Raw genomic sequence first — 26,633 nt, forward strand, 5'->3', positions numbered from 1 at the left:
CAAGGCGGGGCGCAGGCGGCTATGCCGCCGAAGCATATACCCCGCAGCAGGAGCGTTTTCCTACAGGAATCCCTTCATGGTGGCGAGCACGTAGCCTACAACGCATGAGGTCAGAACCCCCACAGCACCGGGCAAAATAAAGCTGTGGTTAATAACAAAGCGGCCAATTTTTGTGGTGCCGGAACGGTCAAAGTTAATGGCAGCCAGGTCGCTTGGGTAGGTTGGCAGAATAAAGTAGCCATAGCAGGCCGGGGCAAAGGCAATAATCACGCCGGGGTTTACCCCAGCCTTCAAGGCCACAGGCACCAAGGCGGTAAGGGCTGCTGCCTGGGAGTTTACGAACTTGGAAATAATAAGCAGCGCCACGGCATAGCTCCAGGGGTATTTTTCCACCAGGGGCGGCAGCAGGCGCTTCAAGTCTTCAATGTGCGCACCAAAAATGGTGTCTGCCATCCAGGCAATACCAAACACTGCCACAATGGCCACCATGCCGGAGCGGAACACTTCATTCTTGGAAATGCTGGCAGGGCTTGTTTTGGTCACAATAAGAATAAGCGCACCTGCGCACAGCATGAACATTTGAATGGTCAGCACCATGGAAAGGCGCTTGGGGGCAGGGGCTTTTTTAGCGGCTGGGGCTGCCTCGGCCTGCTTTACAGGGGCAGTGCTGGCAGGGGCTGCTTTTGCATCAGCCATTTGTGCTGCCGGGGCAGCAGTGGCTACTGTAGCGCTGGCTGCCTGGGGTGCGGCATTGGTTGCGGTTACCACAGGGGCTGCCGGAGCTGCCGGGGCCTTGGCGGTTGCAGCAGGCTTGGGCATGCTGTCAAAGGGACGCAATTGTTCAAATGCTCCCAAAATACCCACCAGGGCAATGGCACCAAGGAAAATCCACATGGCATACCAACTGGCGCGGGGCAGCTTTTTGTGCAGCAGGCTTTCCCCTTCACCATACACGTACTTGCGGTTTTCAGGTGTTTTGATGAAATTCTGGAAGTCTTCGTCTTTGTCCAGGTCTTTGCCGCGGTGCCAACTGAACAGGCCAATGGCAAGCACGCCGCACAGGGTGGAAGGAATGGTAATGGAGAGCAGCCCGGTGTAGGTAAGTTCAGTACCATGGAAGCTATAGCCTGCCAGCATAGCCACCATGGCCCCCACAGCCACGGAAACAGGGCTGGCAATAATGCCTAGCTGGGCGGCAACGGAACTTGCCGCCATGGGGCGTTCCGGGCGGATATTGTTGGTTATGGAAATATCATAAATAATGGGCAACAAGGTGTACACCACGTGCCCTGTGCCGCAAATCATGGTCAGGCTGGTGCTTACCAGGGGGGCCAGAACAGAAATGTATTTTGGGTGCTTACGCAGCAGGCGCTCGGCTATTTGCAGCATAACGTCCAGCCCGCCAGAAGCTTGCAAGGTGGCAGAAGCGGAAACCACAGCAAGAATGGTGAGCATCACATCTACAGGCGGTTTGCCTGGGGGAATGCCAAAAATGAAGGCAAGCACCACAAGGCCTGCGCCGCCAAGCAACCCAAGGGCTACCCCGCCTTTGCGTGCGCCGTAAAAAAGGCACACCAGTACAAGACCAATTTGTAAAAAAAACTCCATAAATCCTCCATGATAATGTAATATAACAGGGGGAAAGAGCTGGGTGGGGGGTATGCCGCCCCCAGGGAAACATTGAGAACGTGTTTTTATATGTCTTTTCTCAACAAGCGAAAAGCATTTGTTTGGGCATGAAGCTGATGAATACGAATTAATCAGCTATTCCCTAAAAGAAACATGGTGGCAAGGCCAAGGAACAGGAAAAAGCCTGCACCGTCGGTAATGGCGGTCAAGAAAATGCTGGAAGCCTGGGCAGGGTCGCGGCCCAGTTCCTTCAGCACCAGGGGAATGGCCCCGCCAGCCAGGGCGCCCAGTACCATGTCCAGCATCAAAGCGGCCACCATAACAGTGGTCAGGGCAAGGCTGCTGGTGAAGAAATAGACGCTGATAAATACCAGTACACCAAGAATAACGCCATTGGCAGCGCCAATTTTGCCTTCCCGTAGCACGGCAAGCCACGCTTTTTTTCGGTCAAAGCGTTCTGTGGCAAGCTGGCGAATCATTACCGCCAGGGCCTGCTGCCCTGTGTTCCCGGCCTGGTTGGCCACCATGGGCATGAACACGGCAAGAATGGCCATTTGAGCAATGGTGCCATCAAAAAGGTATACCACGCTAGCGGAAAGGGCAGAGTTGACCATGTTCACAATAAGCCAGGGCAGGCGCATGCGCACGGAATCCAGCCAGGGGGTGTCTACTGTTTCGTCCTGGCCTGCACCCACCATGCCCAGCATGTCTTCGCTGGCAAGGTCATGGATAATGTCAATAACGTCGTCGTGGGAAATAACGCCCAGCAGGCGGTTTTCATAGTCCAGCACAGGCAGGGCCATAAGGTTGTAGTGGGCAATAAGCCGGGCCACTTCTTCGCGCCCCTGGTCAAAAGTCACGGAAATAAGGTCTTGGCCCTGGGCCGCTTCGCGCAGGGTTACCCCTGTGGGGCACACCAAAAGGTCGCGCAGGGAAAGAACCCCTACCAGTTTGTCGTCGTGGCTCACTACATAGGCGTAATAGGGAATTTCCTTGTCGGCTATTTCCTGGCGCAGTTTAATAACAGCCTGGTCGGCAGTGAGGCTTTCATCCAGAATCACCACCTCGGTGTTCATAACACCACCAGCGGTTTCCGGGTCAAAAGACATCAGGTTCCGAATCTCTTCTGCATCAGACTGTTCCAGCTTGCTCAGCAGCACGTCACTGTGGTCTTCGTCCAGCTCTTCCAAAACGTCTGCCGCGTCGTCAAACGACATTTCCCCTACAATGCTGGCAGCTTTGTCCGGGTCCAGGCTTTCCAGAATCTCCACCCGCATGTGTTCATCAAGTTCTGTCAGCGCCTCTGCCACTTCATCTTCCGGCATTTGGCTAATAAAGCACACCTGCTGGTCCAGGGAAAGGTTTTCCAGGTGCGCGGCTATGTCTGCCGGGTGGGCCATTTCAGAAGGGTCGAAGGTGCCGCCACAAGGGTGCGGGGCGCTTGGCACAGGGGTGGCAGGTGCTTCAGGGGTGTGGTGTGGGGTAGCTTGGGGTGCCTCGGGGGAAGCTTCGGCGTGCGGGCGGCTGTTGGGGGTCTGCATGGCGTTTGTCCTGGAAAGCTGATAAGGTGAAGGCAGCACCGTGCCAAGCAAGCCAGCACAGCATGAAAAGCGTTGGCCCTATGGTACAAGCAGCATACGAGAGTTTGAACACTTGAAATAGTCGTTTAATGGCGAGCAACGCTCGCCTACGCCTATTGAGTGGCAAGGATTTTTCGTACAAATCCTTGCAGAGCAATGAACTCATTTCATTTGTAATTGCTCTGAAATGGCAGAAAGAGCCTTGGCAAAAAAGAGCGTGTGGGATACACCAGCCTTAGGCACAGTGTGTGGCGTACGCATTCCCACACAGCCCCAGCCGGGTTGTGCAAGGCGGCGGCTGCATGTATAGTCGTTGGTTCAGTTTGTTTCGCGTGTCTTTGGTGGTTCCTGTAAACGGATACCAGCACCTGCTGCATGGGCTTTTACCGTACTCTGGTGTGTTCCGTCAAACATATCAAGGAAACGCTGATTTATTTCGTTTCGCTGCGTTACTTCTCTTTTTTTGAAACAGTCAAGGACAGAAGAGTTGACTCCTGCTTCAAAAAAAGCTCGTGCCTTGCCAAACGAAAAACTGAGCGTTTCCAAAACTCCATTTAAACAATGGCGTCTTAACTTCTTATCACCTCAACCGTGCGGGCACAATCCATGACCCCCCCTTCTTTTTCCGATTTTTTCCAAGGCACTGCCCTTCATTTTTTAGAAAAAGCCGTGGCGTTTGCTCTGGAAGAAGACGGCCAGGAACTTACCAGCGAGCTTGTGTTTACCCACCATGAACGCATGGCTGCATTGCTGGTGGCCAAGCAGCACACCCTGTTGTGTGGCCTGCCCATTGCCCAACTGGTGTTTGCCGCTGCGGCACGCCCAGGGGACGTGTGGCACTTTGAGCCGTTGGTGGAAGAAGGCAGCCAGCTTGCCCCCGGCCAGGTTGTGGCCCGCATGGAAGGCCCGGCCCCCCTGGTGCTGCGGGCAGAGCGCACTATCTTAAATTTTATCATGCGGCTTTCCGGCGTTGCCAATACCACCCGGCTGTATGCCAATGAACTTGAAGGCACTGGGGTAACACTTTTGGATACCCGCAAAACAACGCCGTGCCTGCGCTACCCTGAAAAATATGCCGTGCTTGTGGGCGGTGGGGCCAACCACCGTAAAAATCTTGAAGAAATGCTCATGCTGAAAGATAACCACATTGACGCAGCGGGAAGCATAACCAAGGCCGTGCACTTGCTGCGGGCCAGCCACACAGCCTTGCCCCCCCTTGAAATAGAATGCCGTACCCCGGAAGAAGTGGCAGAAGCCGTGGCCATGCAGCCAGAGCGCATTATGCTGGACAACATGCCCCTGGATATGCTGCAAAAAAGCCTTGCCCTTGTGCCCGGTTTTATTGAGGTGGAAGTGAGCGGCGGGGTAACCCTGGAAACCATACGGGAAAAAGCCCTGGCTGCCGGGGCCCGCAAGCCGGACTTTATTTCCGTGGGGCGGCTTACGCACACGGCGGCTGCGGCAGATTTCAGCATTATTATTAACCGGGCGTAGCCCCTGTGTGCCCGTTTCCCTAAAGGACTGAGTATGTCTGTTGCTGCAAAAATAGAAACCCTGCGCCGCACCCTTGGCGGGCGGCTTACCATAATGGGGCACCACTACCAGCACCAAAGTGTTATTAATCACACTGATTTACGGGGCGATTCCCTGGAACTGGCCCGCAAGACCGCTGGCGTTACTTCCGACTTTATTGTGTTCTGCGGCGTTTTTTTTATGGCAGAATCCGCAGCCCTGCTTGCCCGCCCAGGGCAAACCGTGTGCATTCCCGACCCTTCCGCTGATTGCAGCATGGCCCTTATGGCCCCGGCAACGCGGGTGCGCCGTATGCTTGAACTCCTTGGGACCAATGGGCGCAAAATTATTCCCCTGGCTTATGTGAATTCTTCGCTGGAAGTAAAAGCGGTGGTGGGGGAATACGGCGGGGCTGTGTGCACTTCCGCCAATGCTAAAACCATGTTGCGCTGGGCCATGGAGCAGGGCGACGCGGTGCTGTTTCTGCCAGACAAATGCCTTGGGGCCAACACGGCAAAGCTTTTGGGCGTGCCGGAAGAGGCCATTATGGCCCTGGATATTCGGGCAGACGGCAAGCACATTGACCTTGCCGAGGCCGACAAGGCCAAGCTTTTGCTGTGGCCTGGGCATTGCTGCATTCACACCCGCTTTACCCTGGAGCAAATGGCTGCCATGCGGGCTGCCCACCCTGGGGCGCGTATTGTGGTGCACCCGGAAAGCTTGCCAGCCATTGTGGATGCGGCAGACGCGGCGGGGTCCACCTCGTTCATTATTGACTATGTGGCCAAGGCCAAAGCCGGGGAAACCATTGTGATAGGCACAGAGGTGAACCTGGTGAAGCGCCTTGCCGTGGAACACGCAGGCCGCGTCACTGTGCTGCCCCTGCTGGAAACGGAATGCAGCCACATGGCCCGCACCACGGAAGAAAACCTGCTTGAATTGCTGGAAAGCATTGCCGCAGGCAAGCCCCTGCACGTGGTACAGCCAGATACGGCCCTGTTTGCCCCGGCTAAGGCTGCTCTTGAGCGCATGCTTACCGTCTGCGCTTAGGGACACGCTGATTTTGTTATTTCTTTATTTGGGGAGGCTCTGCCTCCCCAAAGCCCCTCCGCCAAGGGCATCATGCCCTTGGATCCCCACATCGGCGTTCAGTTTTTCGCTTCGCGAAAAACTGAACGATTATGGAGGTCAAGGGGAATGATTCCCCTTGCAGGGGGCATGGGGGATCGGGGAGACAGGCCCTGTGCAGCGCCCTCCGATACACTATGTGCACTATTCCCTCGACTGGATTATAATAAAAGACGCACTGATTAAATAGCAATTTGGAAACGCGTAGTTACTTCGTTTGGCAAGGCGCGAGTTTTTTTGAAACAGGAGTGGACTCTTCCGTCCATGACTGTTTCAAAAAAAGGAAGCAACGCCGCCAAACGGAATAAATCAGCGTTTCCTAAGGAGTGAGCATGGCTTTTCGCATGAGAACCCCAGTACTCGTTATTGGTGCTGGCCTTGCCGGGTGTGTTACAGCGCTTCGTCTGGCAGACCACGGGGTGGACGTTACGCTGTTGGCTTCAGGTGCCGAAGCGGAAAATGCCAACTCCTGGCTGGCTCAGGGGGGGGTCATTTTTCGTTCCAAAGACTCAGCGGATGCCAACGCCCTTGCCAAGGATGTGATGATTGCCGGGCGGCAGCACAACAATGCCTCTGCCGTGCAGTTTCTTGCCCAGGAAGGCCCAGGCGCGGTGGAAGATATGCTCATGCAGCGGGTGGGTGTGCCCTTTGATAAAAGAGGTACCAGCGCCAGCGCTCCGGAAGGGGAGTGGGACTTAACGCGGGAAGGGGGGCATTCCACCCAGCGCATTGTGCACTGTGCCGACCACACGGGCCACACCATTATGGAAAACCTTATCCGCACCGTGGAAGCGCACCCGCGCATTGCCTTTTTGCGTGGCTACACGGCGGTAGACCTGCTTACTTCCCACCACCACACTCGCGGCATGACCTACCGTTACCAGCTTGAAAACCGCTGCTGTGGGGCCTATGTGCTGTGCGAGGCCACCAACGAAGTGCAGTGTATGCTGGCAGACATGACCGTGCTTGCCACAGGCGGGGTGGGGCAGGTGTATTTGCACACCACCAACGCCGCTTCTGCCACGGGTTCCGGCATTGCTATGGCCAGCCGCGCCTTTGTGCGCCTGGAGAATTTGGAGTTCGTGCAGTTTCACCCCACAACCCTGTTCCACATGGAACCACGCCGCTTTTTGATTACAGAAGCCATGCGCGGGGAAGGGGCTGTACTGGTAAACGCCAAGGGCGAGCGGTTTATGCAGCGTTATGATGCCCGCGGGGAACTGGCCCCGCGTGACATTGTGGCCCAAAGCATTGTCACAGAAATTTTGGAAAATGGCGAGCAGTGCGTGTTTCTTGATGCCCGCTCTGTGCCCCATAATTTGACAGACCGATTCCCCACCGTATTCCAGGCCTGCCTGGACAGGGGTATAGATATTCGCCGCCAACCCATTCCTGTGGTGCCTGCGGCCCACTATTTTTGCGGCGGCATTTTAACGGATGAACGCGGGCGCACTTCCCTGCAAGGGCTGTATAGTGTTGGCGAATGCAGTTGCACGGGGGTGCACGGGGCCAACAGGCTTGCCAGCACTTCCCTGCTGGAAGCTGTGCTGTGGGGCCGCAATGCTGGCGATGATATTTATTCCCGCATGCAGGGTGGCCTGCCAGACATGCAAGCCCTGCATGCCGCCATTGTGGACTGGGAATCTACCGGTGATGAAAATAATGATGACCCGGCCCTTATTGCCCAGGACTGGGCCACCATACGCCATACTATGTGGAATTATGTGGGCATTACCCGCACCCAAACGCGCCTGGCCCGTGCCTTTGAAGACCTGCGCGACCTTTCCCGCCGCTTGCATGCGTTTTACCGCAGCACGCCGCCTTCAAAAGATATCATTGATTTGTTTCATGGATGCCAAACAGCGTACCTTATTACGCAATCTGCCTTGCGGAATCGCGAGAGTTTGGGGTGCCATAACAGGGTGTAGGGGGCCGCTTCGCTTGGGGTGGAAACACAAAGTTTTTTCGTTTGGCAAGGAATAATCCCTTGGCACCGTCATCCCTGCGAAGGCAGGGATCCAGTATTCCTAGTGTGTTAGCAGGTTCTTGCGGCGCAAGCGCCACACCATTCTTTTTTTCTTGTTTTGTTTGCCGCTCTGCTAGGGTCAGGGGGCCGCACAAGGGCTCCCTAACCCTAGCGGAGCGGCAAACATAAAAAGGAAAGAGGTAGGAGGCGGCGACACGCCGCACAACTCCCTCGTCTTTTTTTCTGCAATACAACGCATAACGGCAGGGTGTTCCCTGCCGTTATGCCAGCCCTTCATGGTGGGCAATTTCTCCAAAACCTATTTCGGAAACGCTTCCCCACCCTGAATAACCAGTTCCCGCAGGATAAGGTCAATAAAGCGCTGGAAGTTTTGCTGCACTACCGGGGTCATTTCCATTTGCAGGGTTTTCCAGTCTTCCGGTTCCATGCCAATAACCACGGCTTCTGGCCTGTGGCCTGTCAGGTCGCAGGAAATAAGAATATCCACAAGGTCAACCTGATGTTGTGAATCGCTAAACCCAAGGCTTTTGCGCAGGCTGTTGTCTGTAAGGCGGTATATGCTGCCGGGTTTTTCCCCGCCCAGCACGGCGTCCATAACCAGCACCCTGTCTGCATCCAAAAGCTGGGGCATAAGCAATTTGCCCAGCACGCCTCCTTCCATAAGGGTAACGTTGGGGGAAAATGTATAATGCTTTTCCAGGTAATTGGCGGCGTGTACCCCCACCCCTTCATCTGAGTACAGAATATTCCCTACTCCAAGTAGCAGTATGCGCGGTGCGTCCATGGTGTGTTCCTTTGTGAGTTATTGCGCTGTGAAGCGCTCAAATATTTCCTTTGCCATGGCAACACAGCACGGGAATTTTATATTGTACCAGAAATAAGCATATGAAGAAACCGTAATACAGGGAAAAACTGAACATTCCAGTTCTTCTTGAAGAAAGCCATATTGCTTACGGTAAAGGGCAGTGCCTACCGTTCTTTTTCCAGTACCCGATAAAACACGGGCTTTACCTTGGAAAGGCCGCGCTCTTCCAGGCTGCGCAGGGCTTGCTCAATGCTTTTGGTGCTGGCTTCATGCGTCATAATAATAAAGGGAACGCAAGCGGGTGCTTCGGACTGGTCATAATCGCAGGCGTCGCCGCGCTGAATGGCCTGTGCCACAGAAATGTCGTTTTCCGCCATAATGGCGGCAACGTCGCGCAGCACGCCGGGGGAATCAGGCAGTTGCAGGCGAATGTAGTAGGGGCTGGTGGTTTCGCTTTGGGGCAACATGGGCAACTGCGCTTCCCCGGCAGAGCTGGAAAAGCCTGTGTTGTTGGGGTTGGCGTTACGGGCAATGGCAAAAATGTCTGCTGCCACGGCGCTGCCTGTGGGCAAGTCGCCTGCGCCTTTGCCATGCAGGAACAGCGGGCCAACAGCATCGCCATGAATGCGAATGGCGTTAAAGGCACCGTTTACACGGGCCAGCAAAAAGTCCTGGTGCACCAGGGCAGGGTAAACACCGGCTTCCAGCTTGCCATTTTCCACCTTGGCGCTGCCCACCAGCTTAATGTGGTAGCCAAACTCCCGGGCAAAGGCAATGTCTTTGGGCTGAATTTGGGAAACACCCTGCACCGGCATTTCTTCAAACGGCACCACATGGCCCCAGGCAAGGCGAATGAGCAGGGCCAACTTGTGGGCCGCGTCAATGCCTTCCACGTCCAGGGTTGGGTCGGCCTCGGCATAGCCCAGTTCCTGCGCTTTGCGCAGTACGCTTTCATAGGGCAGGCCTTTGCTGGACATTTCCGAAAGAATATAGTTGCTTGTGCCGTTTAAAATGCCCACCAGGGCAAGAATGTGGTTTGCCACAAGCCCTTCACGCAGGGTTTGCACCACAGGAATGCCCCCGCACACGCTGGCCTCAAAGGCAAGGTGCAGGTTTTTTTCTGCTGCCAGGGCAAACAGGGGGGCACCCGCTTCCGCCAGCAAGGCCTTGTTGGCCGTTACCACATGCTTGCCGGCCTTCAGGGCGCGCTCAATAAGGGCGTAGGGGGTTTCAATGCCGCCCATAAGCTCTACCACCACATTAATGGCCGGGTCGTTCAGCAGTACGTCCGGGTCGTCTGTTAGGGTTGCTCCTTCCGGCAGGGAATAGTTCCGTTTTTTGGCGGTATCGCGTACCAGTACGGTACGAATATGAATTTCCCGCCCGGTGCGTGCCATAACGTTTGCTTTGTTTTCATGCAAAATACGCGCAAGGCCAGTACCAACAGTACCATAACCTGCAAGGCCAAGGGTGAGGGGGGCAAGCGTAGGGTTTGTCATGGGGCATCCTTCTTAAACGGTCTCTGTGGGCAGGGGCAAAAAACAGAAGGGAGTAACTGCTGCGTGCCTCTGCACGTGTGCTGTCTGTCCTTGCCATGGGGCACATAGGATTTTCTTAGCCTGTCTTCATGGGTTCTGTAAAGCTCCTTGTCCTCCTTTTCCTGCGGGAAGGCGCGGGGCAGGGCAATGCTGGCAGTTGCCATATGGGGGTGAATCGTTTATACGAAAGCAGATCTTCTATCCAACGCCGCGGTATGCCTTAAGAGCATTTGGCAAGAGACAACGGGTGCAGTGCTCTGCGCAGATTTATCGTAAAACCTGCGTGGCAAATGGGTACATGGCGCACCGCGTTGTCTGCTTTCTTGCAGTGCAACGTGTTCAGGCACAAAAAAACTCGCTTGCAGGTTTTTTTATTCCGCCCGGCGACCACCGCAACCATACGGAGGGGCCATGCTGCACAGCATGACAGGTTTTGGAAGGAGCCTCCTTGAAGAGGAGCGCTGGACGCAGGTTTGGGAAATTCGCAGCGTAAATGGCAGGCACCTGGACATTCGCTGGCGCTTGCCTTATGAGGCGCGGGCCTTTGAAGGCCTGTTTGAAAAAAAAGTCAAAACCTTTGCCTGCCGGGGGCGGCTTGAAATTTCCCTGCACATGCAGCGCCACCGGCAAGATGGCATGTATGCCCGTTTTAATGAAGGCCAGGCCGATGCCATGCTGGAAGCTGTGGCTGCCTTTGCCGCTTCCCGCGGGGACGAATTTGTTCCGGATTACAACCGCTTCCTTTCTCAAACGTCGTTTTGGGAAGACAGCTCCCAGGATATGGAAGATGACCTTGCCCAAAGCCTGGAAGCGGGCCTTGCTGCTGCCCTGGAAGACTGGAATGAAGCACGCATAACCGAAGGCCGTGCCCTGGAGCGTGACCTGCTGATGCGCCTTGCCCACATGGAAGAATGGGCGCAGCGTATTGAGGCACGTGCCCCTGCCATTAAGGAAGAACGCTTTGCCCTGGTGCGTGACAGGGTGGGCGACATTTTAGCCAGCCTTGGGCAGGAACTGGACGAAGGCCGCTTTTTGCAAGAAGTGGTGCTGCTTGCGGATAAAATGGACGTAACAGAAGAACTGACCCGGCTGCGGGCGCATTTTGCCCGCCTGCATGAACTGGTGCCCCTGGGGCGCGACGCCGGGCGCAAGCTGGATTTTACCCTGCAAGAATGCTTTCGTGAAGTTTCCACCTGCGGCAACAAGGTGCAGGACATGCACGTTTCCCGCCTGGTGGTAGATTTGAAAAATGAACTGGAAAAATGCCGGGAGCAAGTGCAGAATGTGGAGTAACGCTCCGGTAGGCGCGGGCCTCTTTATAACGGGGGGCACCGCGTGAGCACAGGAAAACAGCATCTTCTAAACGTGGGGTTAGGAAACTTTGTGGTGGCTTCACGGGTGGTGGCAGTGGTGAACCCTGCCTCTTCCCCCATGCGCCGCCTGCGTGAAGAGGCCCGCCAGGCTGGGCGTATTATTGACGCCACCCAGGGCCGCAAAACACGATCTTTGATTATTACAGACTCCAACCATGTCATTCTTTCCGCGGTTCAGGCGGAAACCATGCGCCAACGCTTCCAGGAGGAAGACGAGTGACTACGATCCAACGAAGCGGTATTGCCTTGGTAATATGCGCCCCTTCTGGCACTGGTAAAACAACGCTGACCAAGCGGCTTATTGCCGAATTCCCCCGGTTTGCATTTTCCATTTCCTGCACCACCAGGGCTCCTCGCTCCGGGGAAGTAGACGGCAGGGATTACAACTTTATTTCGCCGGAAGAATTTAAGCAGCGCCGGGACGCAGGCTTTTTTGCGGAATGGGCTGAAGTGCATGGCAATTATTACGGCACCCCGCTGGAAGCTACCCGTGTGCTGCTGGCCCAGGGGCGCGATGTGCTGTTTGATATTGATGTGCAGGGCGCTTCCCAGTTGCGCCGCACCATTCCTGGGGCGCGCCTTATTTATATTCTGCCCCCCAGCCGGGCTGAATTGGAAAGCCGCCTGCGGGGTAGAAATACGGAAACGGAAGAATCCGTGGCCCGCCGCCTGCAAGCTGCCCACATTGAGCTGATGCAAGCCAGGTGGTTTAACGTGTGGATTGTCAATGACAACCTGGACCAGGCCTGGGAACATTTGCGTGCAGCGTACCTAGCTGCCACTCTCTCCCCAGACTGCCAAACCGACTTGCTGGATGAGCTGCTCAAGGAATGGAGCGTTGGGGCTAAGTAACGCCTGCCGTGCTTCTGCTAGGGAAACACGGATTTATTCCGTTTGGATGCGTTACCCCTAAAGCCGACGGCAGTTGCGAGCATAGCGAGCTGTGGAGTGAGGACTGAGGGTGCGGGTGGCTTTGCTACCCGCACATATCCACGAAGCCCGAGCGGATAGTTGTTGCCGCTGCATAATGTTCTTTTTTTTATGTGCCTTCTGTGCGAGGATGACCATGAGTGTTTTGATTGCCGCCATAGATGTGGCAGATGCTGCCGCCGCCCGCAACGCTGTGGCCCAATTGCCCCAAAGCGTGTGGCTGAAAATTGGGCTGGAACTGTTTACCGCAGAAGGGCCTGCCCTGGTGCGTGAACTGGCAGCCCAGGGGTGGCCCATTTTCCTGGACATGAAGTTCCACGACATTCCCAACACTGTGCGTGGGGCTTGCCGCAGTGCGGCAAAACTTGGGGTGCGTCTTTTGACCATTCATGTGGAAGGCGGGGTCGAAATGGCGCAGGCCGCCATGCAGGGCGCTGCTGAAGGGGCTGCCCTTGCCGGGTTACCTGCCCCGCGTGTGCTGGGCATTACGTTGCTTACCAGCGGGCAGGCAGGCACCCAGGAAGAAACCGAGGCTCTGGTGGTGGCGCGTGCTCTGCAAGCCAAGGCCAGTGGTATTGACGGTGTGGTATGTTCCGGGCTGGAAGCCGCAGCGGTGAAGGCCGCTTGCGGACCTGACTTTTTGTGCTTGTGCCCAGGCATTCGCTTTGCCGGTAGCGGTGCTACGCAAGACCAGAAACGCGTGTGCACACCCGGTGAAGCTGTGGCTGCCGGGGCTGATTACCTTGTTATGGGGCGGCCACTGTTCGGGGCGGAAAACCCCCAGGCCGCTGCCATGCGTGCGTTAGCCGAAATGCAAATTTCAGTGCTTCCCTAGTTTTTGGCAATACTCTGACCATCAGGGAAATAACTATATGAGCGAACAAACAGCAAAGCGTGAAGCAATTAACGGGGTTTTTTCCTCCCAGGAAATGCGCAAGGTGGGCACAGGTACCACCACACGGAAAAGTATTCAAAAAACCATGTGGATTGCCGCGGAACTGCCAGACGGGCAAATTGAAGTGCAGCCCCTGAACCTGAATTATATTCCTTCCGGGCCCAAAAAAGTAGTGAGCCGGGAAGACTTCCTGCAAGGTTTTTCCCCGGAACCTGAGGTGTACCAGTCTCAGGTATTCCCCAAAATGCGGGAATTGAATAAAACCATTGCCACAGCAGAACGCCACCGCAAAAATAAAGAATATTTCAGCGCGGAAATGGAATATAACAACGTGCTGCACGTGGATGAAGAAAACGTAAGGGCCAACTTTGGCCTGGGTATTACCTACCTTGAACGTGGAGATAATGCCAAGGCTGACGATATTTTTGAACGCCTAGTCAAGCTGGACGCTGCCTTTGAACCGGAACACAAGCACCTGTTCAATGAGTTTGGCATTAACCTGCGTAAATCGGGTATGTTGGACCAAGCTATCAGCTATTATTCCAAAGCTCAGGAACTTTCCGGGCAAGACGCCAACCTGTGCTATAACATGGCACGGGTGCTGTATGAAAAAAAGGAACTGGAAAAGTCCCTTGACTTTTTGATCCGTTCGCTGGAACTTGACCCCCGCCTTGAGGTTTCGGTGAAGTTTCTGCTGTGGCTCCTGAACCGCAAGGAAGTGCCTGAATTTTACATTCCTAACGTGGCTGCTGCCTTGCAGCGGGTGAAAGACGCGCAGGAATCCGGGCAAGCAGTTCCTGCACCAGAATAGCACACAGGCATGTAGTTTTTTGGGCGGGGCAGGGTGCAGGGTATGCACTTTTCTCCGCCTTTCATTCTCTAATCCTCTACAATGAACTTTTCCCATGATCCAAATCGTTCGCGCCAAACTCCATGGCATTCGCGTTACAGGCTGCGCCTTGAATTACCACGGCTCCATTACCCTGGACCCTGAAATGTGCGCCCAGGCTGGTATTTATCCGCTGGAATTTGTTGATATCTGGAACAAAAACAGCGGGGCCAGAATTTCCACCTATGTCATTCACGGGCAACCCGGTTCCCGCTGTTGTATTTTGAATGGTGCCGCAGCGCGCACCTGCCAGGAAGGGGATGAAGTGATTATTTGTGCCTCGGAATGGCTGCAATCGCCGCAGGAACTTTATGACCGCGCCCCTGTGGTGCTTACCTTTAACCCGGACAATTCTGTGCAGGAAGTGCTGCGCTACCGGGTGGATGGGAAAGAAAGCGATGCCTTTAATTTTCATATTGAACACTGCGGCACCCCTGGTGAGTCCTAGTAATTTTACTCTCTGTTGAGTTTTATGGGGGGACGCTGTCCCCCCCCACACCCCTTGCAAGGGACGTGAAGCCCCTTGTACACCCCCAAATTTGTTTTACTTTTCTGCAATACGGGAAAGGAAACGCTGATGCGGGGTTTCAAGTGGGAAAGCTGCAAAGGAATAACTATGCATTGGGTGTTACGAAATACGGCACAGCCCCCTGCGGAACACGTGCAGGAGTGGGCAGAGCAGCTTGAAATTTCAAAAGTTCTTGCTGCCCTGCTCTGGAGCCGTGGTTTGCAAACGCCCAAAGCCATGCAGCACTTCATGAACCCTTCCCTGCGTTTTTTGAGTGGGCTTGAAGGGTGGCCCGGCCTGCAGGAAGCGGCCGATTTTTTGGCAGGTGCCCTGCTTGAAGGCCAGAAAGTGGCGGTGTGGGGTGACTACGACGTGGACGGCATTACAGGCACTGCTCTGGTACTGGAATTTTTGCAGGAACACGGGTTCAGCGCTGCGCACCATATTCCCAACCGCCTGGAAGAAGGCTATGGCCTGAACACCGAAGGGGTGGAAATGCTGCACTCCCAAGGGGTGCAGGTGCTGGTTACGGTGGATTCTGGCATTAGCGATATAGAACCCATTGCCCTGGCCCGTCGCCTTGGCATGGACGTTATTGTTACCGACCACCACCTGCCAGGGGACGCTTTGCCCCCGGCTACCCATATTTTGAACCCCCGCCTGCATGAAAACCACCCCTGCCCAACCCTTGCCGGGGTGGGCGTGGCCTTTTTCCTTATGGCAGCTGTGAACGCTGCCCTGTATGCCCGTGGCAGGCAGAAGGTGGATGTGCGCCCCCTGCTGGACCTGGTGGCCTTGGGTACCCTGGCAGACGTGGTAGACCTGCACGGGCAGAATCGCATTTTGGTGAAAAATGGTCTGCTGTTCATTGGTTCTGGTAAACGGGTGGGCATTGCCGCCTTAAAAAGTGCCTGCAACCTTGCCCCTTCAGCCTGGCTGGGGGCTGGGCAGGTGGTGTTTTCCCTTGCACCCCGGCTTAACGCCGCAGGTCGCCTTGGCTCTGGTGAAGCAGCCCTGGAGCTGTTGCTTACCCAGGACAGGGTGCGGGCAGGGGAACTGGCCCAGGAACTTTCCCGCCTGAATGCCGAGCGCCGAGAAGAGGAGGACCGCATTTTGCTGGCCGCCAAGGCCCAGGCTGAACAGCAGGTGGCCCAGGGGCGTAGCGCCATTGTGGTGTACCACCCCACATGGCACCCCGGAATTATTGGTATTGTGGCTTCGCGCCTGGTGGAAGCGTTGCACCGCCCCAGTGTTGTGTTGTGTGAAATGGGCAGTTGTATTAAAGGCTCTGCCCGCAGTGTGCCGGGCTTTGATGTGCATGAAGCGTTTGGCCTGTGCGCCAAGTTCCTTTTGGGCTTTGGCGGGCATAAAATGGCTGCTGGGCTAAGCATGTTGCCGGAGCAGTTGAAATCGTTCCAGGACCAGTTCAACGCCATTGTCGCCAGTACCCATGGGGCAGGAAAGCCGCCACTGTGCAAGCTGGATGGGGAACTTTCCTTCATGCAGGCGTGCGATTTTGATTTTCTGAAAGAACTGGAAATGTTGCAGCCCTTTGGTATGGGCAATGCAGAACCTGTTTTTTATTCGCAACGTGTGCTGCTGCGGGCCATAAAGCCCCGGCGTAATTTTATACAGCTTGAACTGGAAGATGAAGGCTGCGGCATTGTATTGCAGGCAAAGGCCTGGCGGCTGGCACAGGAAATTCCCGCTTCCATGAAAGGAAAGCGTGTTCATGTGGCCTACACCCCGCGCATAGACCGCTATAATGGAGCAGCAACGGTGGAACTTCGCCTGAAGGACTGGAAAGAGGCGGGGGTGCCTTTGGTGATTGAGGCTGAATGAGAGTGTCCGGCTCAATGCGGGCCGTTTTGAGGCAGAAGAGGAAGGAATATTCAGAAGGGGGCAAATGCCCTTTTTTTTATTCCTGCCGGGGGCGTATTCCAATAATATTGGGCAGGGGGGCATTGGTATTGCCTTTGCTTAACAAAAAGCTTTGCCTGCCTTTTAAAATGCTGAACGGAGCATTGGCATCTTGCCGGGGGGCAAGGGAGGCAGGAAAACTGCCTGCGCTGGCAGCCGTGGCAAGGCCGCTAAAAAATAGCCCGGCCTGAGCGCCGCCTTCCACATACATGACTGTGCCAAGGCTCAGGGAAAGGGATTGCAGCAGGGTTGCCAGTTCCACAGGGGTCAGGGGTTCTTCGCATAAAATAAACAAAATACGGCCTTGGGTGTCTTTACCAACCACAGCAATGCTGGTGCGCGTGCCCCCTTCGCTCCAAAGAATGCGCCCGCTGCGGGCAATAAGGCGATAGTTCTGGGCCACCACGTTATATTCTTCCAGCCGCTCGTGCAGGGTGGGGTCGCTTGCTTCCAGCAGGTCTGCCAGGGGCAGCCCGGGTTTTTTGGGTTCTGCCACGAAAAAGGCCCCAAGGTTGGTGCCTACCCGGCTGTTGTTCACATGGGTGCCACCACGCATGTAGCCTGTACTGGTTATGTTGTCTTGCAAATACATGCTGGCGTTTATGCCTGCAGTTAGCCCGTGGGCGTTACCCCAGCCAGCCAGGGGCAGGGCTTTGCCCTGTTCACTGGCCATGTGCAGGGAAAAGCGAAAATGGGAAGGGGCAATGCGCAGCATGGCCAGCAGTGTTCCTTCCGTGGAATGAGGGCTGCTGTTGAACGTTGCTGTGCCAAGTTCCAGGCCAGGCGCCAGGGTGCGCCATTCAAGGGGGGTGGCCAGGGAAGGGGTGGGGCCTGCCACGGCAGGGGGGGCGCTAAGGCAAAGCAGTGCCAGGCTGCATATGAACCGGGCAATGCAGCGGTGCAGCAGGAAAGGGGAGAAGTTCCAAAAAATACCAAGCATAACAAGGCTGCCTACGCTGCGCGGGTGGGAAGGTGGCAAGAAAACCGCAAGGAATGCAGCGGTTGGTGCAATTTAGCCCTTCCTTTTAGAAAGGGCAAGTTCTTTTTATATTGACATATCAGGTTATCCTTATATAATAGGCAACGCACAGAAAAAAACGTCAAAGATTTGGGTATGTACTTGGCTTTGTTCTTTCTTTGTGTAACTATGCAAGCAAGAATTTTCCCCTATATAAAGGGTTTGCGGGGCGAGGCTTGCCTGTTTCTTTCTTTGTGGTTTTGGGAACATTATTTCCCCCGGAACATATCTTCCTTGCTGGAGAACAAAAATCCTTTAGTGTCAATAGCCCTAAAGCGAGGCGCATTTATGAAGTTGGCAGAATCCATTGCGGGCAGCAGCCCCTTTTATTCATTAGAATTTTTTCCGCCAAAAGATGCTGATTTACAGCCAAAATTTTTTGCTACCGTGGAAAAACTGCGGGCGCTGAACCCGTTGTTTGCTTCTGTTACATACGGTGCAGGTGGCGGCACGCAGGAAAATACCCTTGGTATAACTGCACGCCTTGCGGAAAGTGGCCTTGCCCCCATGGCGCACCTTACCTGTGTGGGTGCCACGGAAGAACGCATTGAAGCGTTCCTGACCAGGCTGAATGAAGCCGGGGTAACCAACGTGCTTGCCCTGCGCGGTGATGAACCCCAAGACAGCCAGGAAGACTGGGAAGCAGGCCCGTTCCGCTATGCCAGCGACCTTGTGCGCTTTGTTACGCATCGCTTCCCTCACTTCGGTGTGGCGGTGGCTGCCTACCCCACACCCCACCCGCAGTCGGAAACGTTTGCCAGCGACAGGGCCTATACCCGCCTCAAGCTGGAGGCAGGCGGCGACTTTGCCGTAACCCAACTGTTTTTTGACGTGCGCGAATATTTTGAATTTGTTGCGCAAATGCGGGCTCTTGGGGTAGATAAACCCATAATTCCCGGCGTGTTGCCCATTCAAAGCCTGGAATCCATCCGCCGCATTCTTTCCTTGAGTGGGGGCAGCATTCCTGCCAAGCTTTACCTTTCCTTGGAAGCCGCACAGGAACGCGGCGGCCCGCAAGCCGTGCGCGATGCAGGCATTGCCTTTGCCGTGGAACAAATTCGCCGCCTGCTTGATGGCGGAGCCCCCGGCATTCACCTGTATACCCTGAACCAGGCCGAAACCTGCTTGCGTATAGCGGAAGCAGTGGGGCCATTGTAATTTTTGTTTTCTTCTGTAACAAAGCAGCCCGGTGGTAACACCGGGCTGCTTTGTTTTGTCCAACGTGTAATGAAGGTGCGTTATCTATCGAAATTGGGGAAAGCAAGCCGGAGATATTATTGTTTTTTCAGCGGTTCAATGCGGTCAAACCCCGGCAGGGTAACGCTGCTCACCTTGTCGCCAGAGCAGCCCTGGGCCTGGCCGCTGCCCTTGGGGCATTGCGGGCGCAGGTGGCATGCTTCACAGGCACCTTTAAAAGGGAGGAATGTCAGCACAGCGTAGCGGCGCTCTAGCCCTGGTTCACCCGGCCTAAGGGGGGCAACCCCTGCCTGGGTAAGGGCTGCTTCAAGTGCCGGGGTAATGGCCGGGGCTGCGGCGCAGCCTGCTTCTTCCACTTCCGGCAACAGGTTATGCACCATGCCCATGCACATGACCTGGGCCAGGGCATTAAACATGAATGCTTCTGAAGGGGTTGTTTCCCAAGCGGTGTCCACCGCTTCTTCCACCGGTTCACCCAGCCACACCAGCAAGTAGCTTTGCTCGCCCGCTGTAATTTTGCGTGCCTGGGCGCAGGGTGTCCAGGTATCCCATGCATCGGAAAGGCGGTTCATAATGTCGCCGCCAATGCGTGTTTCCTGGCAGGTGCTCATAAACAGCTCCAGGTCAAACTGGGGGTATGCCTCAATAACGTCTACGGTAAAATCAGCCATATGTTCTCCTTGCTCACCAAGTGGCGCTTGCGGGGGGTGGTAGCCTAATGCGGTGAAGTGTAAGCAAGAGAGGCGTGGAAGTAAAGCAGCGTTTCTACCCGGCCATTTATTCAGGGCTCATTGAGGTTGTGTCTCCACAGGGAGTGTTTTCACAACGTCTCAGGATCTTTTCTTCTGGGCCATTTAATTCATTCTTGGGTGCTTGTGGCCCGCAGCGCAACTTTTACATTGCCATGGGGGTGGCGTATAGCGTAAAAGGAGATACAGTATTTTTTTGCCTATTTCCCCTGCCTTGGGCACGGGGTGCCTTCAATAGCCCATGGCCTGGGCGTATTGTGCAGCGTGTACAGCGAGTACATATCTGTGAAACTTACCAGTAAGGAAACAATCATGAAAAAATCAGACTTGGGACTGCATGTCCGGTTTGAATATGAGCAAGCCCCTGATATGACGCTTACCTATGCCCACGGGGTGTGGGGCGGCGTAAACCCCCAGGGTGAAGTTGAAATGAACTTTTATACGGAAAGCGACAAATTTCCTGATTTTTCTGAGCGGATGGTGGAACCTGATGGCGGCGTTGGTGAAGAAACCGCCCATTACGGGGAACATGGGCGTTCTATTGTGCGCCGTATTAATAACAAGCTCATCCTCAATTACCACACTGCCCGCGCCGTGTGCGACTGGCTGGAAGATAAGCTGGCCATGCTGGAGGCAGAGGCAGAAGACGAAAACCTGCTGCTGGACAGCGATATGCGGTTTCAATAACACCGGGGGCAGCCATGGCACATTCTTTTTCTTGTGTACTTCCCCCGTGTGAACAGGGGCAGCGACTAATTTTTACATGCGCTCCCGTGGAAGAACATCCTCACATTCTGGTGCCGCATTCCCTGTTATTGCCCCAGGGGGCGCTTGCCCCTTTTGCCGTAGGAACTGTGTTGCTGGCCCAGCATGAGTCTGAACCGCTATTCCAGGTGGAAGCCAGGCGGTTTTATGCCAGCGCACGTAACATGGTGGATGGGGCAGAAGCGGTTGTGCTGCGCCCTGTGCTGGGTGGGCAAACAACATTGGGCATTGCCCGGCAGGGCATTTCCCTTGCTGTGGTGACTCTTTCAGATAAAGGGGCAGCAGGCCTGCGCGAAGATGAAAGCGGCCCCCTTATTGCCAGCATGGTAGCACAGGCAATGCCTTTGTGCCGAATTTCGCATTTTCTGCTGCCGGATGACCCAGGTGCCCTGCGGGCCCTGGTGGCAGACCTGGCTCTGCGCCAGGGCTATGACCTTGTTATTACCACTGGCGGAACGGGCCTTTCCCCGCGTGACTCTGCACCAGAAGCTCTTGCCCCGTTGCTGGAGCGTTCATTGCCGGGCCTTACCCAAGCCATGATGGCGGCTTCCCTGGCCAAAACCCCGCGCGCTGCACTTTCACGTGCTGTGGCGGGCACCGTGGGGGCAAGCATTGTGTTTACGCTGCCGGGCAGTAAAAAAGCTGTGCAAGAAAATTTGGAAGCTGTTGTGGGTGCCCTGGAACATGGGTTGCAAAAGTTGCAAGGCGACACCCGGGATTGCGGCATTATGTAATGTACTTCAAGGCTATGGCATGTCATTTTCCCATACACGGGGGCATGTGTTATGAATACAAAAACGGCAGTACCAATGGTGCTGCCGTTTTTTGCTGTATGTTGTGAATAAGTAATGGCGTAACAGGACGTGGCGCTAGGCCAGCTTTTCGTTCTCGTCCAGGCCCAGCAGGTATAGGCACAGGTGGGAGCGCAGTGTTTCCCAGTTTGGGTAGGCTGTGGCGCCTTCTACTGTGGGTGCGTTGCACAGGGTGAACACCCGCTTGCCAAACTGGAGGGAAAGGGCAATTTCCGAAATGGTGCCAAGCCCGCCGCCAATGGCCACCACTGCCACGGCAGCGCGGCTGATAAGGGCGTTCCTGGCAATGCCAATGCCCGTGGCCACAGGCACGGTGACATACGGGTTGCCGCTTTGCCAGTCGCCTTCCGGCAGCAGGCCTACTGAAATACCGTTATTTTCAGCAACGCCCTTGCAGGTGGCTTCCATAACGCCCTGGCGGCCACCGCACAGCACGGTTATGCCCATGTGGGCCAAATCACGCCCCACCTGGTGGGCCACCACAAGTTGTTCCTCCGTCGCTTCCCGTGGGCCAATAACTCCAAGGGGGGGGCGCAGCGGGCTGCCAGATTCTTTTTGCATCCAGCGCAGGGCTTCTTCCGGGCTCAGGGCCTGCATGGTGGCAGTGTCTGCTGCCTCACAAGGAATCCAGGTGCGGTTGGCCGGGTTCCAACGGGTTGTGGGGCTGGCATACAGGGTGTTGTTGTGCAGGTAAAGAGTCATGGTAATATCCTTGAATAAAACTGGTTGTTGGCGAGTGGCAACCGCCCGCAGGCCGGGGCCGAAGTCCGGGATTAAAGACGGGCGAACCAAGTTTTTGGTGCAGCCCCTTGTCTGCTAACCCTAAAGCCGACGGCAGTCGAGAGCGTAGCGAGCCGTGGAGCGACGCAGCGGGGCGTTGGCGGCTTCGCCGCCAGAGCATGTACCCCGATGCTGGAGCGAAAAAAGGTCACGCCGCCAAAAGGAATAAATCAGCGTTTCCCTAATTCTCGGCGTGCTTGCGGTGTTCATGCCGCAACGCAGACATTTCCGCCACGCTCATCATCAGGCTGCACACGCCCAAAAGCACCAGGGAAATGGCCGCAGCCTGGGGAAAGTCGCTGCCCGTGTCGGAAATGCGGCTATACAACAGCAGGGGCAGAATATTTACTTGCGAGCCCACAAGGGCAAGGGCGGTGCCGTAAGCACCAAAGGCCACTGCTGCCACCAGGAAAAAGGCCACTTTAAGGGTGGGCATCATTTCCGGCAGCAGAACATCGCGCAGGGCGGCAAAACGTGAAGCCCCAAGGGAGGTGGCAGCCGTGAGCAGCCGGGTGTCGAAATTGCTCACAACCGGCAACAGCAGCAGCACCACGCGGGGAATAAGGTAGTAACAGTAAGCCAGGGCCAACCCCACAGGGCTGTACACAAGGCCTGCTACCCATTCCGGGGAAACGCCTACTTCAGCCAGCAGCAGGGTGATAAAACCGGAGCGGCCAAAGCATAAAATAAATCCGTAGGCTACAATAAGGCCGGAAAAGGTCAGGGGCAGGGAAATGCAGAACATTACCAGCAGCCGTGCACTTTCCTTCATGCGGGCCAGCTTGAAGGCCACAGGCAGCCCCACAATAACGGAAAGCGCCCCGGCGGTTATGGCAAGCATTACGCTGCCCTGTAAACCACGCAAAAACAGGGGGTCTTGCCATAGGCGTAACAGGGCCTGCCCGCCATCTTGCACAAGTGAGCCAAGCACACTGCCAAGGGGCAGCACAAAAAACATGGCCAGGGTAATAAAACCCGGTGCGGCAAGAAGAAGGAATAGAGGGAGTTTACGGTTCTGGCTGGCGCTCATGCGGTGGGTCCTGCTGCAAGTAAAAAGAAAAGAGAATAAGGTTGAGAAAGCACTGCGTTACTCGTGTTTGGGAAACGCTGAGTTTTTTCGTTTGGCTAGGCGCAAGTGTTTTTGAAAAGGGGGGGTGGGCTCTTTGGCCCTGCCCCCTTTTCAAAAACATGCAGCAACAACGCTAAACGGAAAAACTCAGCGCTTATTTGCCAAGTACTTTTTGGGTCCACGCTTCATCAATAGTCTTTTTGGCCTGGGAAGACTTGATAATATCCAGGGGCTGCACCTGGGGGGCTTCGGGCATATACTGCTTCATGGCTTCAGGAATTTCCACACCCGGCACAGAGGGGCGCACGTAGCCATCCACAAAAATCTGCTGGCCCATTTCAGACATGACAAAGTTCAGCCACAGCTTCCCGGCGTTGGGGTTGGGGCCTTTTTTTACCAGACTCATGGCGTAGGGGGCACTCACGCTGGCTTCACGTGGAATAACCACGGCAATGTCGTCGCCCATGCCGTCCAGCAGTTTTGCTTTCAGGCCGTCCCCTTCATAGGCAATCCAAATGGGAATTTCCCCTTTAATAAACTTGGCATAGGGGGTGGTGCCTTCAGTACGCTGCACGTTGCCTAGCTTGTGCAACTTGGCAAGGTAATCAATGCCGGGCATGACGTTGTCCACAGAACCGCCAGCCCCATAAGCTGCGGCAATGGTCAGTACCTGGCCCTGCCCGGTGGAGCGGGGGTCAAGGTACACAATGCTGTTTTTGTATTCGGGCTTCAGCAGGTCTTCCCAGGACTGGGGCACGTTTTGCACCAGCTTCTTGTTCACCAAAAAGGCTACCACAAGCTGGTGTACCACAAACCATTCGTCGTCTTTATCTTTAAAAGCGGCGGGGAGCTTGTCGAAATTCACGGGCTTAAACCCGGTAAGCACACCTTTTCCCTTGGCATCTACAGCAGACTGGGCAAAATAGTAGGCTGTGTCAGCCTGGGGGCGGCGGCGGGCTTTATCCAGGGCCACCACGGTGGCGCCGGAGCCAAGGTCGTTGGCTACCAGCTCAATTTCCGGGTAGCGCTTTTTAAAGGCCTTGAACTGATTGCCCCAGTTGGCCCAGGTGGGGCCTGTGTCAAAGGAAACAACCATGCCTTCTTCTTTGGCGGCTTCATATAGGGCTTTTTCACCGGGGTAGAGTTCCGCGCCTTCAAAAGCCTGGGCAGACAAGGGCAGGGCAAGCAGCAGGGCTGCTGCCAGGGTTGCGGCGTAGCGTATCATACGTAGTTCCTTTTTGGGTTTATGGGTTGCAGTGGGGAAACATTGGTTGATTGGCATGTGGGAAACGCTCAGTTATTTCGTTTGGCAAGGCACACACTTTTTTTAATGGACTCTTCCTTTCATGAAAGTACCCCTAAAGCTGACGGCAGTCGCGAGCGTAGCGAGCCGTGGAGTGAGGGCGAAGGCTGCGGGCAGCTTTGCTGCACCGCACTTCCCAGCGATGCCCGAGCGGAGAAAGTACCGCTGCCAAACGGAATAAATCAGCGCTTCCTTAGGCCAGGGGAATATCCCCTGGCGGTAACAGGCGCACGTGGTGCGGGTCTATGTGAATGCACCCTACCGGGGTTCTGGCGGTGGTTTCCCCCAGAATGCGGGCGCTGGTCCCTTCTGCGGCCAGTTCAAACCGGCGCAGGGCACCCAAAAATGTGTCGCTTGCCAGTGGTCCACGGAATGTGTTGGGGCACAAGCCTGGGCTTGCGCTGGCTGGTTCCTGTAAGGGCTGCACATGCTCTGGCCGAACCAGCACCGTAACGGCTGCCCCTTCCTTATAAGCGCCAATTTCACATGCTAAGGTGGCAAAGCCAACATCCACCCGGCTTTGGCTGGTAACGGTGCCTTCCCACAGGTTGGCCTGGCCCACAAAGGCGGCTACCAGCCGCGAATTGGGGTTGTCATATAGTTCTTGCGGGGAGGCAAGCTGCACAATGCGCCCCTGGTGCATCAGGGCAATTTTGGTGGCCATGGAAAGGGCTTCTTCCTGGTCGTGGGTCACGTGCAGGGCGGTTATGCCGTGTTCGCGCTGCAATTCGCAAATCTGGCTGCGCATTTCCACCCGCAGGCCCGCATCCAGGGCGGAAAGGGGTTCGTCCAGCAAAAGCACCACAGGGTTGAATACCAGCGCCCTGGCAAGGGCAACCCGCTGCTGCTGCCCGCCGCTCATGCTGCCGGGAAAGCGCCGGGCAAAGGCCCCCAGCCCCACCCGGTCCAGCATGGCAAGGGCACGCTTATGGCGCTCGGCCTGGGAAACACCACGAATTTTCAGAGGGTAGGCCACGTTGTCCAGGCAGGACATAAGGGGGAACAGGGCATACGACTGGAACACCACCCCCATGTTGCGTTCCCGCGCGGGTACGTGGGTTACGTCTTGCCCGTTAACGCGAATGCACCCGCTATCTGGCTGTTCAAACCCTGCCACCAGCTTGAGCATGGTGGTTTTGCCGGAACCGCTTGCCCCAATAACGGCAATAAGTTCACCTTGGGCGGCGTTGATGGAAACATCAAACACGCCCACCCCTGTGCCGGGGTACTGGAAGTTGCACTGTTCAATATCGATGCTCATGAAATACTCTCAATATTATTTGACTCAATTTTACTTTAGTACAAGCTTTCCACCAACATGAGGGGCAAAAAGGAGTAGGCTAAAGGTAAACGACACGTTACGCGGTGTCATTTTGCAAGCAAAATGACACCAATGCTACCCGGCTTGCCAGCCGGACAGCATTAAACACTCTCTTTAGCTCGGGCCGCGGCGCGGGCGGTAAGTGCGCCTGCCCCGGCCCCAATGGCTGCCAGAAATAACAGAATAACGGTGGTAGCGCAGGCAAAGCCTGTGGCCCCATAAAATGCCTGCAACAAGACCACGGGGTAGGTTCTGTTCAGAAAGCCGGCAATGAGGTTGGTTACCTGAAATTCACCAATGGAAATGGCACTTACCACCACAAGCCCAGCCAGAATACTGTGCCGCAGGGAGGGCAGCACAATGTGGAAAAAACGCTGCCCAAAGCTGGCCCCCAGTGATTCTGCCGCCAGTTCCAGCCTGTCCAGGTGCAGGTGGCGAATGTCTGCCACCAGGGTTTGGAACATGTAGGGCAGGGTGGTTACCACATGGGCCGCTACTATAAGGGCGGTGGTGCCAAGCCAGGGGAAGGTGTCGGTGGAAAAAATGATGATATAGCCAAAGCCCAGCACCACAGGGGGGGCGGCAATGGGCATAACCGCTACCAGCCGGGCAACAAGTGTGGCTGTGCGCCCCATGCTGCGGGTAAGGGCATAGGCCAGGGGCACCGTAAGGGCAGTAACAATGGCGCTGGTGCCAAGGGCCACATACAGGCTCATAAGGAATGCCCGGCGAAAGCTTGGGTCGTGCCACACATCCAGGTACCAGCGCAGGCTGAACCCGGTGGGCAAGAGGGTGTTTGTCCAACTTTCACCAAAAGAGCCTACAATGAGCAATATGATGGGAAGGAAAATGTAGAGCAGGTAAATGCCTATAACCATTATTGTTCCTTGTGCAGGCAGCCAGGCTGCCATGGGTAATGTGAGCG

24 protein-coding genes are annotated in these 26,633 nt (G+C 55.5%); 13 read left to right on the top strand and 11 right to left on the bottom strand.

Annotated elements, in window-relative coordinates; genetic code table 11:
* Nucleotides 1-60: 60 nt before the first annotated feature.
* Nucleotides 61-1,608 carry an anaerobic C4-dicarboxylate transporter gene (locus tag G497_RS0113770; RefSeq protein WP_034637998.1) on the bottom strand — a complete coding sequence of 516 codons (1,548 nt, stop codon included), beginning with the start codon at nucleotides 1,606-1,608 and terminating at the stop codon, nucleotides 61-63.
* Between the two features lie 152 nt (nucleotides 1,609-1,760).
* The gene (mgtE, locus tag G497_RS18365; protein WP_084516319.1) at nucleotides 1,761-3,170 is read right to left on the bottom strand and encodes a magnesium transporter; all 1,410 of its coding nucleotides are present in this window, start codon (nucleotides 3,168-3,170) and stop codon (nucleotides 1,761-1,763) included.
* Nucleotides 3,171-3,815: 645 nt separating this feature from the next.
* On the opposite strand from mgtE, the gene nadC reads away from it, so the two are divergent.
* The 3 genes from nadC to nadB all read left to right on the top strand — a co-directional run bounded on the left by nadC (nucleotide 3,816) and on the right by nadB (nucleotide 7,777).
* Complete coding sequence (nadC, locus tag G497_RS0113780) at nucleotides 3,816-4,703, top strand: carboxylating nicotinate-nucleotide diphosphorylase (RefSeq protein ID WP_027188580.1); 888 nt, start codon at nucleotides 3,816-3,818, stop codon at nucleotides 4,701-4,703.
* A gap of 33 nt (nucleotides 4,704-4,736) precedes the next feature.
* The gene (locus G497_RS0113785; RefSeq protein ID WP_027188581.1) at nucleotides 4,737-5,771 is read left to right on the top strand and encodes a quinolinate synthase; all 1,035 of its coding nucleotides are present in this window, start codon (nucleotides 4,737-4,739) and stop codon (nucleotides 5,769-5,771) included.
* Nucleotides 5,772-6,181: 410 nt separating this feature from the next.
* Nucleotides 6,182-7,777 (top strand): L-aspartate oxidase, encoded by a 1,596-nt coding sequence (gene nadB / locus G497_RS0113790; protein ID WP_027188582.1) that lies wholly within the window; start codon nucleotides 6,182-6,184, stop codon nucleotides 7,775-7,777.
* A 357-nt stretch (nucleotides 7,778-8,134) separates the two neighbouring features.
* On the opposite strand, the gene G497_RS0113795 is transcribed toward nadB, so the two are convergent.
* Nucleotides 8,135-8,620, bottom strand: a complete 486-nt coding sequence (locus G497_RS0113795) for a HyaD/HybD family hydrogenase maturation endopeptidase (RefSeq protein WP_027188583.1) — start codon at nucleotides 8,618-8,620, stop codon at nucleotides 8,135-8,137.
* A gap of 185 nt (nucleotides 8,621-8,805) precedes the next feature.
* Complete coding sequence (locus G497_RS0113805) at nucleotides 8,806-10,140, bottom strand: homoserine dehydrogenase (protein ID WP_027188584.1); 1,335 nt, start codon at nucleotides 10,138-10,140, stop codon at nucleotides 8,806-8,808.
* Between the two features lie 450 nt (nucleotides 10,141-10,590).
* Between G497_RS0113805 and G497_RS0113815 the strand changes: the two genes are divergently transcribed.
* The 7 genes from G497_RS0113815 to recJ all read left to right on the top strand — a co-directional run bounded on the left by G497_RS0113815 (nucleotide 10,591) and on the right by recJ (nucleotide 16,616).
* Nucleotides 10,591-11,472 (top strand): YicC/YloC family endoribonuclease, encoded by an 882-nt coding sequence (locus G497_RS0113815; protein WP_027188586.1) that lies wholly within the window; start codon nucleotides 10,591-10,593, stop codon nucleotides 11,470-11,472.
* A 42-nt stretch (nucleotides 11,473-11,514) separates the two neighbouring features.
* Complete coding sequence (locus tag G497_RS0113820; protein ID WP_027188587.1) at nucleotides 11,515-11,772, top strand: extracellular matrix/biofilm biosynthesis regulator RemA family protein; 258 nt, start codon at nucleotides 11,515-11,517, stop codon at nucleotides 11,770-11,772.
* Nucleotides 11,773-11,777: 5 nt separating this feature from the next.
* Nucleotides 11,778-12,404 carry a guanylate kinase gene (gene gmk, locus G497_RS0113825; protein ID WP_027188588.1) on the top strand — a complete coding sequence of 209 codons (627 nt, stop codon included), beginning with the start codon at nucleotides 11,778-11,780 and terminating at the stop codon, nucleotides 12,402-12,404.
* A gap of 214 nt (nucleotides 12,405-12,618) precedes the next feature.
* A complete protein-coding gene (gene pyrF, locus G497_RS0113830; RefSeq protein WP_027188589.1) occupies nucleotides 12,619-13,317 on the top strand; it encodes an orotidine-5'-phosphate decarboxylase in 699 nt (232 codons plus the stop codon).
* Nucleotides 13,318-13,354: 37 nt separating this feature from the next.
* Nucleotides 13,355-14,188: a tetratricopeptide repeat protein gene (locus tag G497_RS18370; protein ID WP_051258151.1), complete on the top strand. Its 834-nt coding sequence runs from the start codon at nucleotides 13,355-13,357 to the stop codon at nucleotides 14,186-14,188.
* Nucleotides 14,189-14,282: 94 nt separating this feature from the next.
* Nucleotides 14,283-14,714 carry an aspartate 1-decarboxylase gene (locus G497_RS0113840; protein ID WP_027188590.1) on the top strand — a complete coding sequence of 144 codons (432 nt, stop codon included), beginning with the start codon at nucleotides 14,283-14,285 and terminating at the stop codon, nucleotides 14,712-14,714.
* A 168-nt stretch (nucleotides 14,715-14,882) separates the two neighbouring features.
* On the top strand, nucleotides 14,883-16,616 hold the full coding sequence (gene recJ / locus G497_RS0113845; RefSeq protein ID WP_034638103.1) for a single-stranded-DNA-specific exonuclease RecJ: 1,734 nt from the start codon (nucleotides 14,883-14,885) through the stop codon (nucleotides 16,614-16,616).
* A gap of 76 nt (nucleotides 16,617-16,692) precedes the next feature.
* Here the strand turns inward: recJ and G497_RS18375 are convergent, their stop codons facing one another.
* Nucleotides 16,693-17,634: a phosphodiester glycosidase family protein gene (locus tag G497_RS18375; protein WP_051258152.1), complete on the bottom strand. Its 942-nt coding sequence runs from the start codon at nucleotides 17,632-17,634 to the stop codon at nucleotides 16,693-16,695.
* Between the two features lie 366 nt (nucleotides 17,635-18,000).
* Between G497_RS18375 and G497_RS0113855 the strand changes: the two genes are divergently transcribed.
* Nucleotides 18,001-18,870 carry a methylenetetrahydrofolate reductase gene (locus G497_RS0113855; protein ID WP_027188592.1) on the top strand — a complete coding sequence of 290 codons (870 nt, stop codon included), beginning with the start codon at nucleotides 18,001-18,003 and terminating at the stop codon, nucleotides 18,868-18,870.
* 116 nt (nucleotides 18,871-18,986) lie between these two features.
* On the opposite strand, the gene G497_RS0113860 is transcribed toward G497_RS0113855, so the two are convergent.
* Nucleotides 18,987-19,580: a hypothetical protein gene (locus tag G497_RS0113860; protein ID WP_027188593.1), complete on the bottom strand. Its 594-nt coding sequence runs from the start codon at nucleotides 19,578-19,580 to the stop codon at nucleotides 18,987-18,989.
* A 390-nt stretch (nucleotides 19,581-19,970) separates the two neighbouring features.
* Here G497_RS0113860 and G497_RS0113865 point away from each other — a divergent pair, with 390 nt between their 5' ends.
* Nucleotides 19,971-20,345 (top strand): hypothetical protein, encoded by a 375-nt coding sequence (locus G497_RS0113865; protein WP_027188594.1) that lies wholly within the window; start codon nucleotides 19,971-19,973, stop codon nucleotides 20,343-20,345.
* Nucleotides 20,346-20,431: 86 nt separating this feature from the next.
* Nucleotides 20,432-21,157: a MogA/MoaB family molybdenum cofactor biosynthesis protein gene (locus G497_RS19975; RefSeq protein ID WP_245576398.1), complete on the top strand. Its 726-nt coding sequence runs from the start codon at nucleotides 20,432-20,434 to the stop codon at nucleotides 21,155-21,157.
* 135 nt (nucleotides 21,158-21,292) lie between these two features.
* Here the strand turns inward: G497_RS19975 and G497_RS0113880 are convergent, their stop codons facing one another.
* The 5 genes from G497_RS0113880 to G497_RS0113900 all read right to left on the bottom strand — a co-directional run bounded on the left by G497_RS0113880 (nucleotide 21,293) and on the right by G497_RS0113900 (nucleotide 26,586).
* Entirely contained in the window at nucleotides 21,293-21,937 is a 645-nt protein-coding gene (locus G497_RS0113880; RefSeq protein ID WP_051258153.1) for a TIGR00725 family protein, read from the bottom strand.
* A 259-nt stretch (nucleotides 21,938-22,196) separates the two neighbouring features.
* Nucleotides 22,197-23,045 carry an ABC transporter permease gene (locus G497_RS0113885; protein WP_084516321.1) on the bottom strand — a complete coding sequence of 283 codons (849 nt, stop codon included), beginning with the start codon at nucleotides 23,043-23,045 and terminating at the stop codon, nucleotides 22,197-22,199.
* Between the two features lie 193 nt (nucleotides 23,046-23,238).
* Nucleotides 23,239-24,309: an extracellular solute-binding protein gene (locus G497_RS0113890; protein ID WP_027188597.1), complete on the bottom strand. Its 1,071-nt coding sequence runs from the start codon at nucleotides 24,307-24,309 to the stop codon at nucleotides 23,239-23,241.
* 271 nt (nucleotides 24,310-24,580) lie between these two features.
* A complete protein-coding gene (locus G497_RS0113895; RefSeq protein ID WP_027188598.1) occupies nucleotides 24,581-25,648 on the bottom strand; it encodes an ABC transporter ATP-binding protein in 1,068 nt (355 codons plus the stop codon).
* A 161-nt stretch (nucleotides 25,649-25,809) separates the two neighbouring features.
* Nucleotides 25,810-26,586: an ABC transporter permease gene (locus G497_RS0113900; RefSeq protein ID WP_051258166.1), complete on the bottom strand. Its 777-nt coding sequence runs from the start codon at nucleotides 26,584-26,586 to the stop codon at nucleotides 25,810-25,812.
* Between the last annotated feature and the right edge of the window lie 47 nt (nucleotides 26,587-26,633).

It is taken from the genome of Desulfovibrio cuneatus DSM 11391 (assembly GCF_000430005.1).
In the GTDB taxonomy this organism is placed as follows: domain Bacteria; phylum Desulfobacterota; class Desulfovibrionia; order Desulfovibrionales; family Desulfovibrionaceae; genus Frigididesulfovibrio; species Frigididesulfovibrio cuneatus.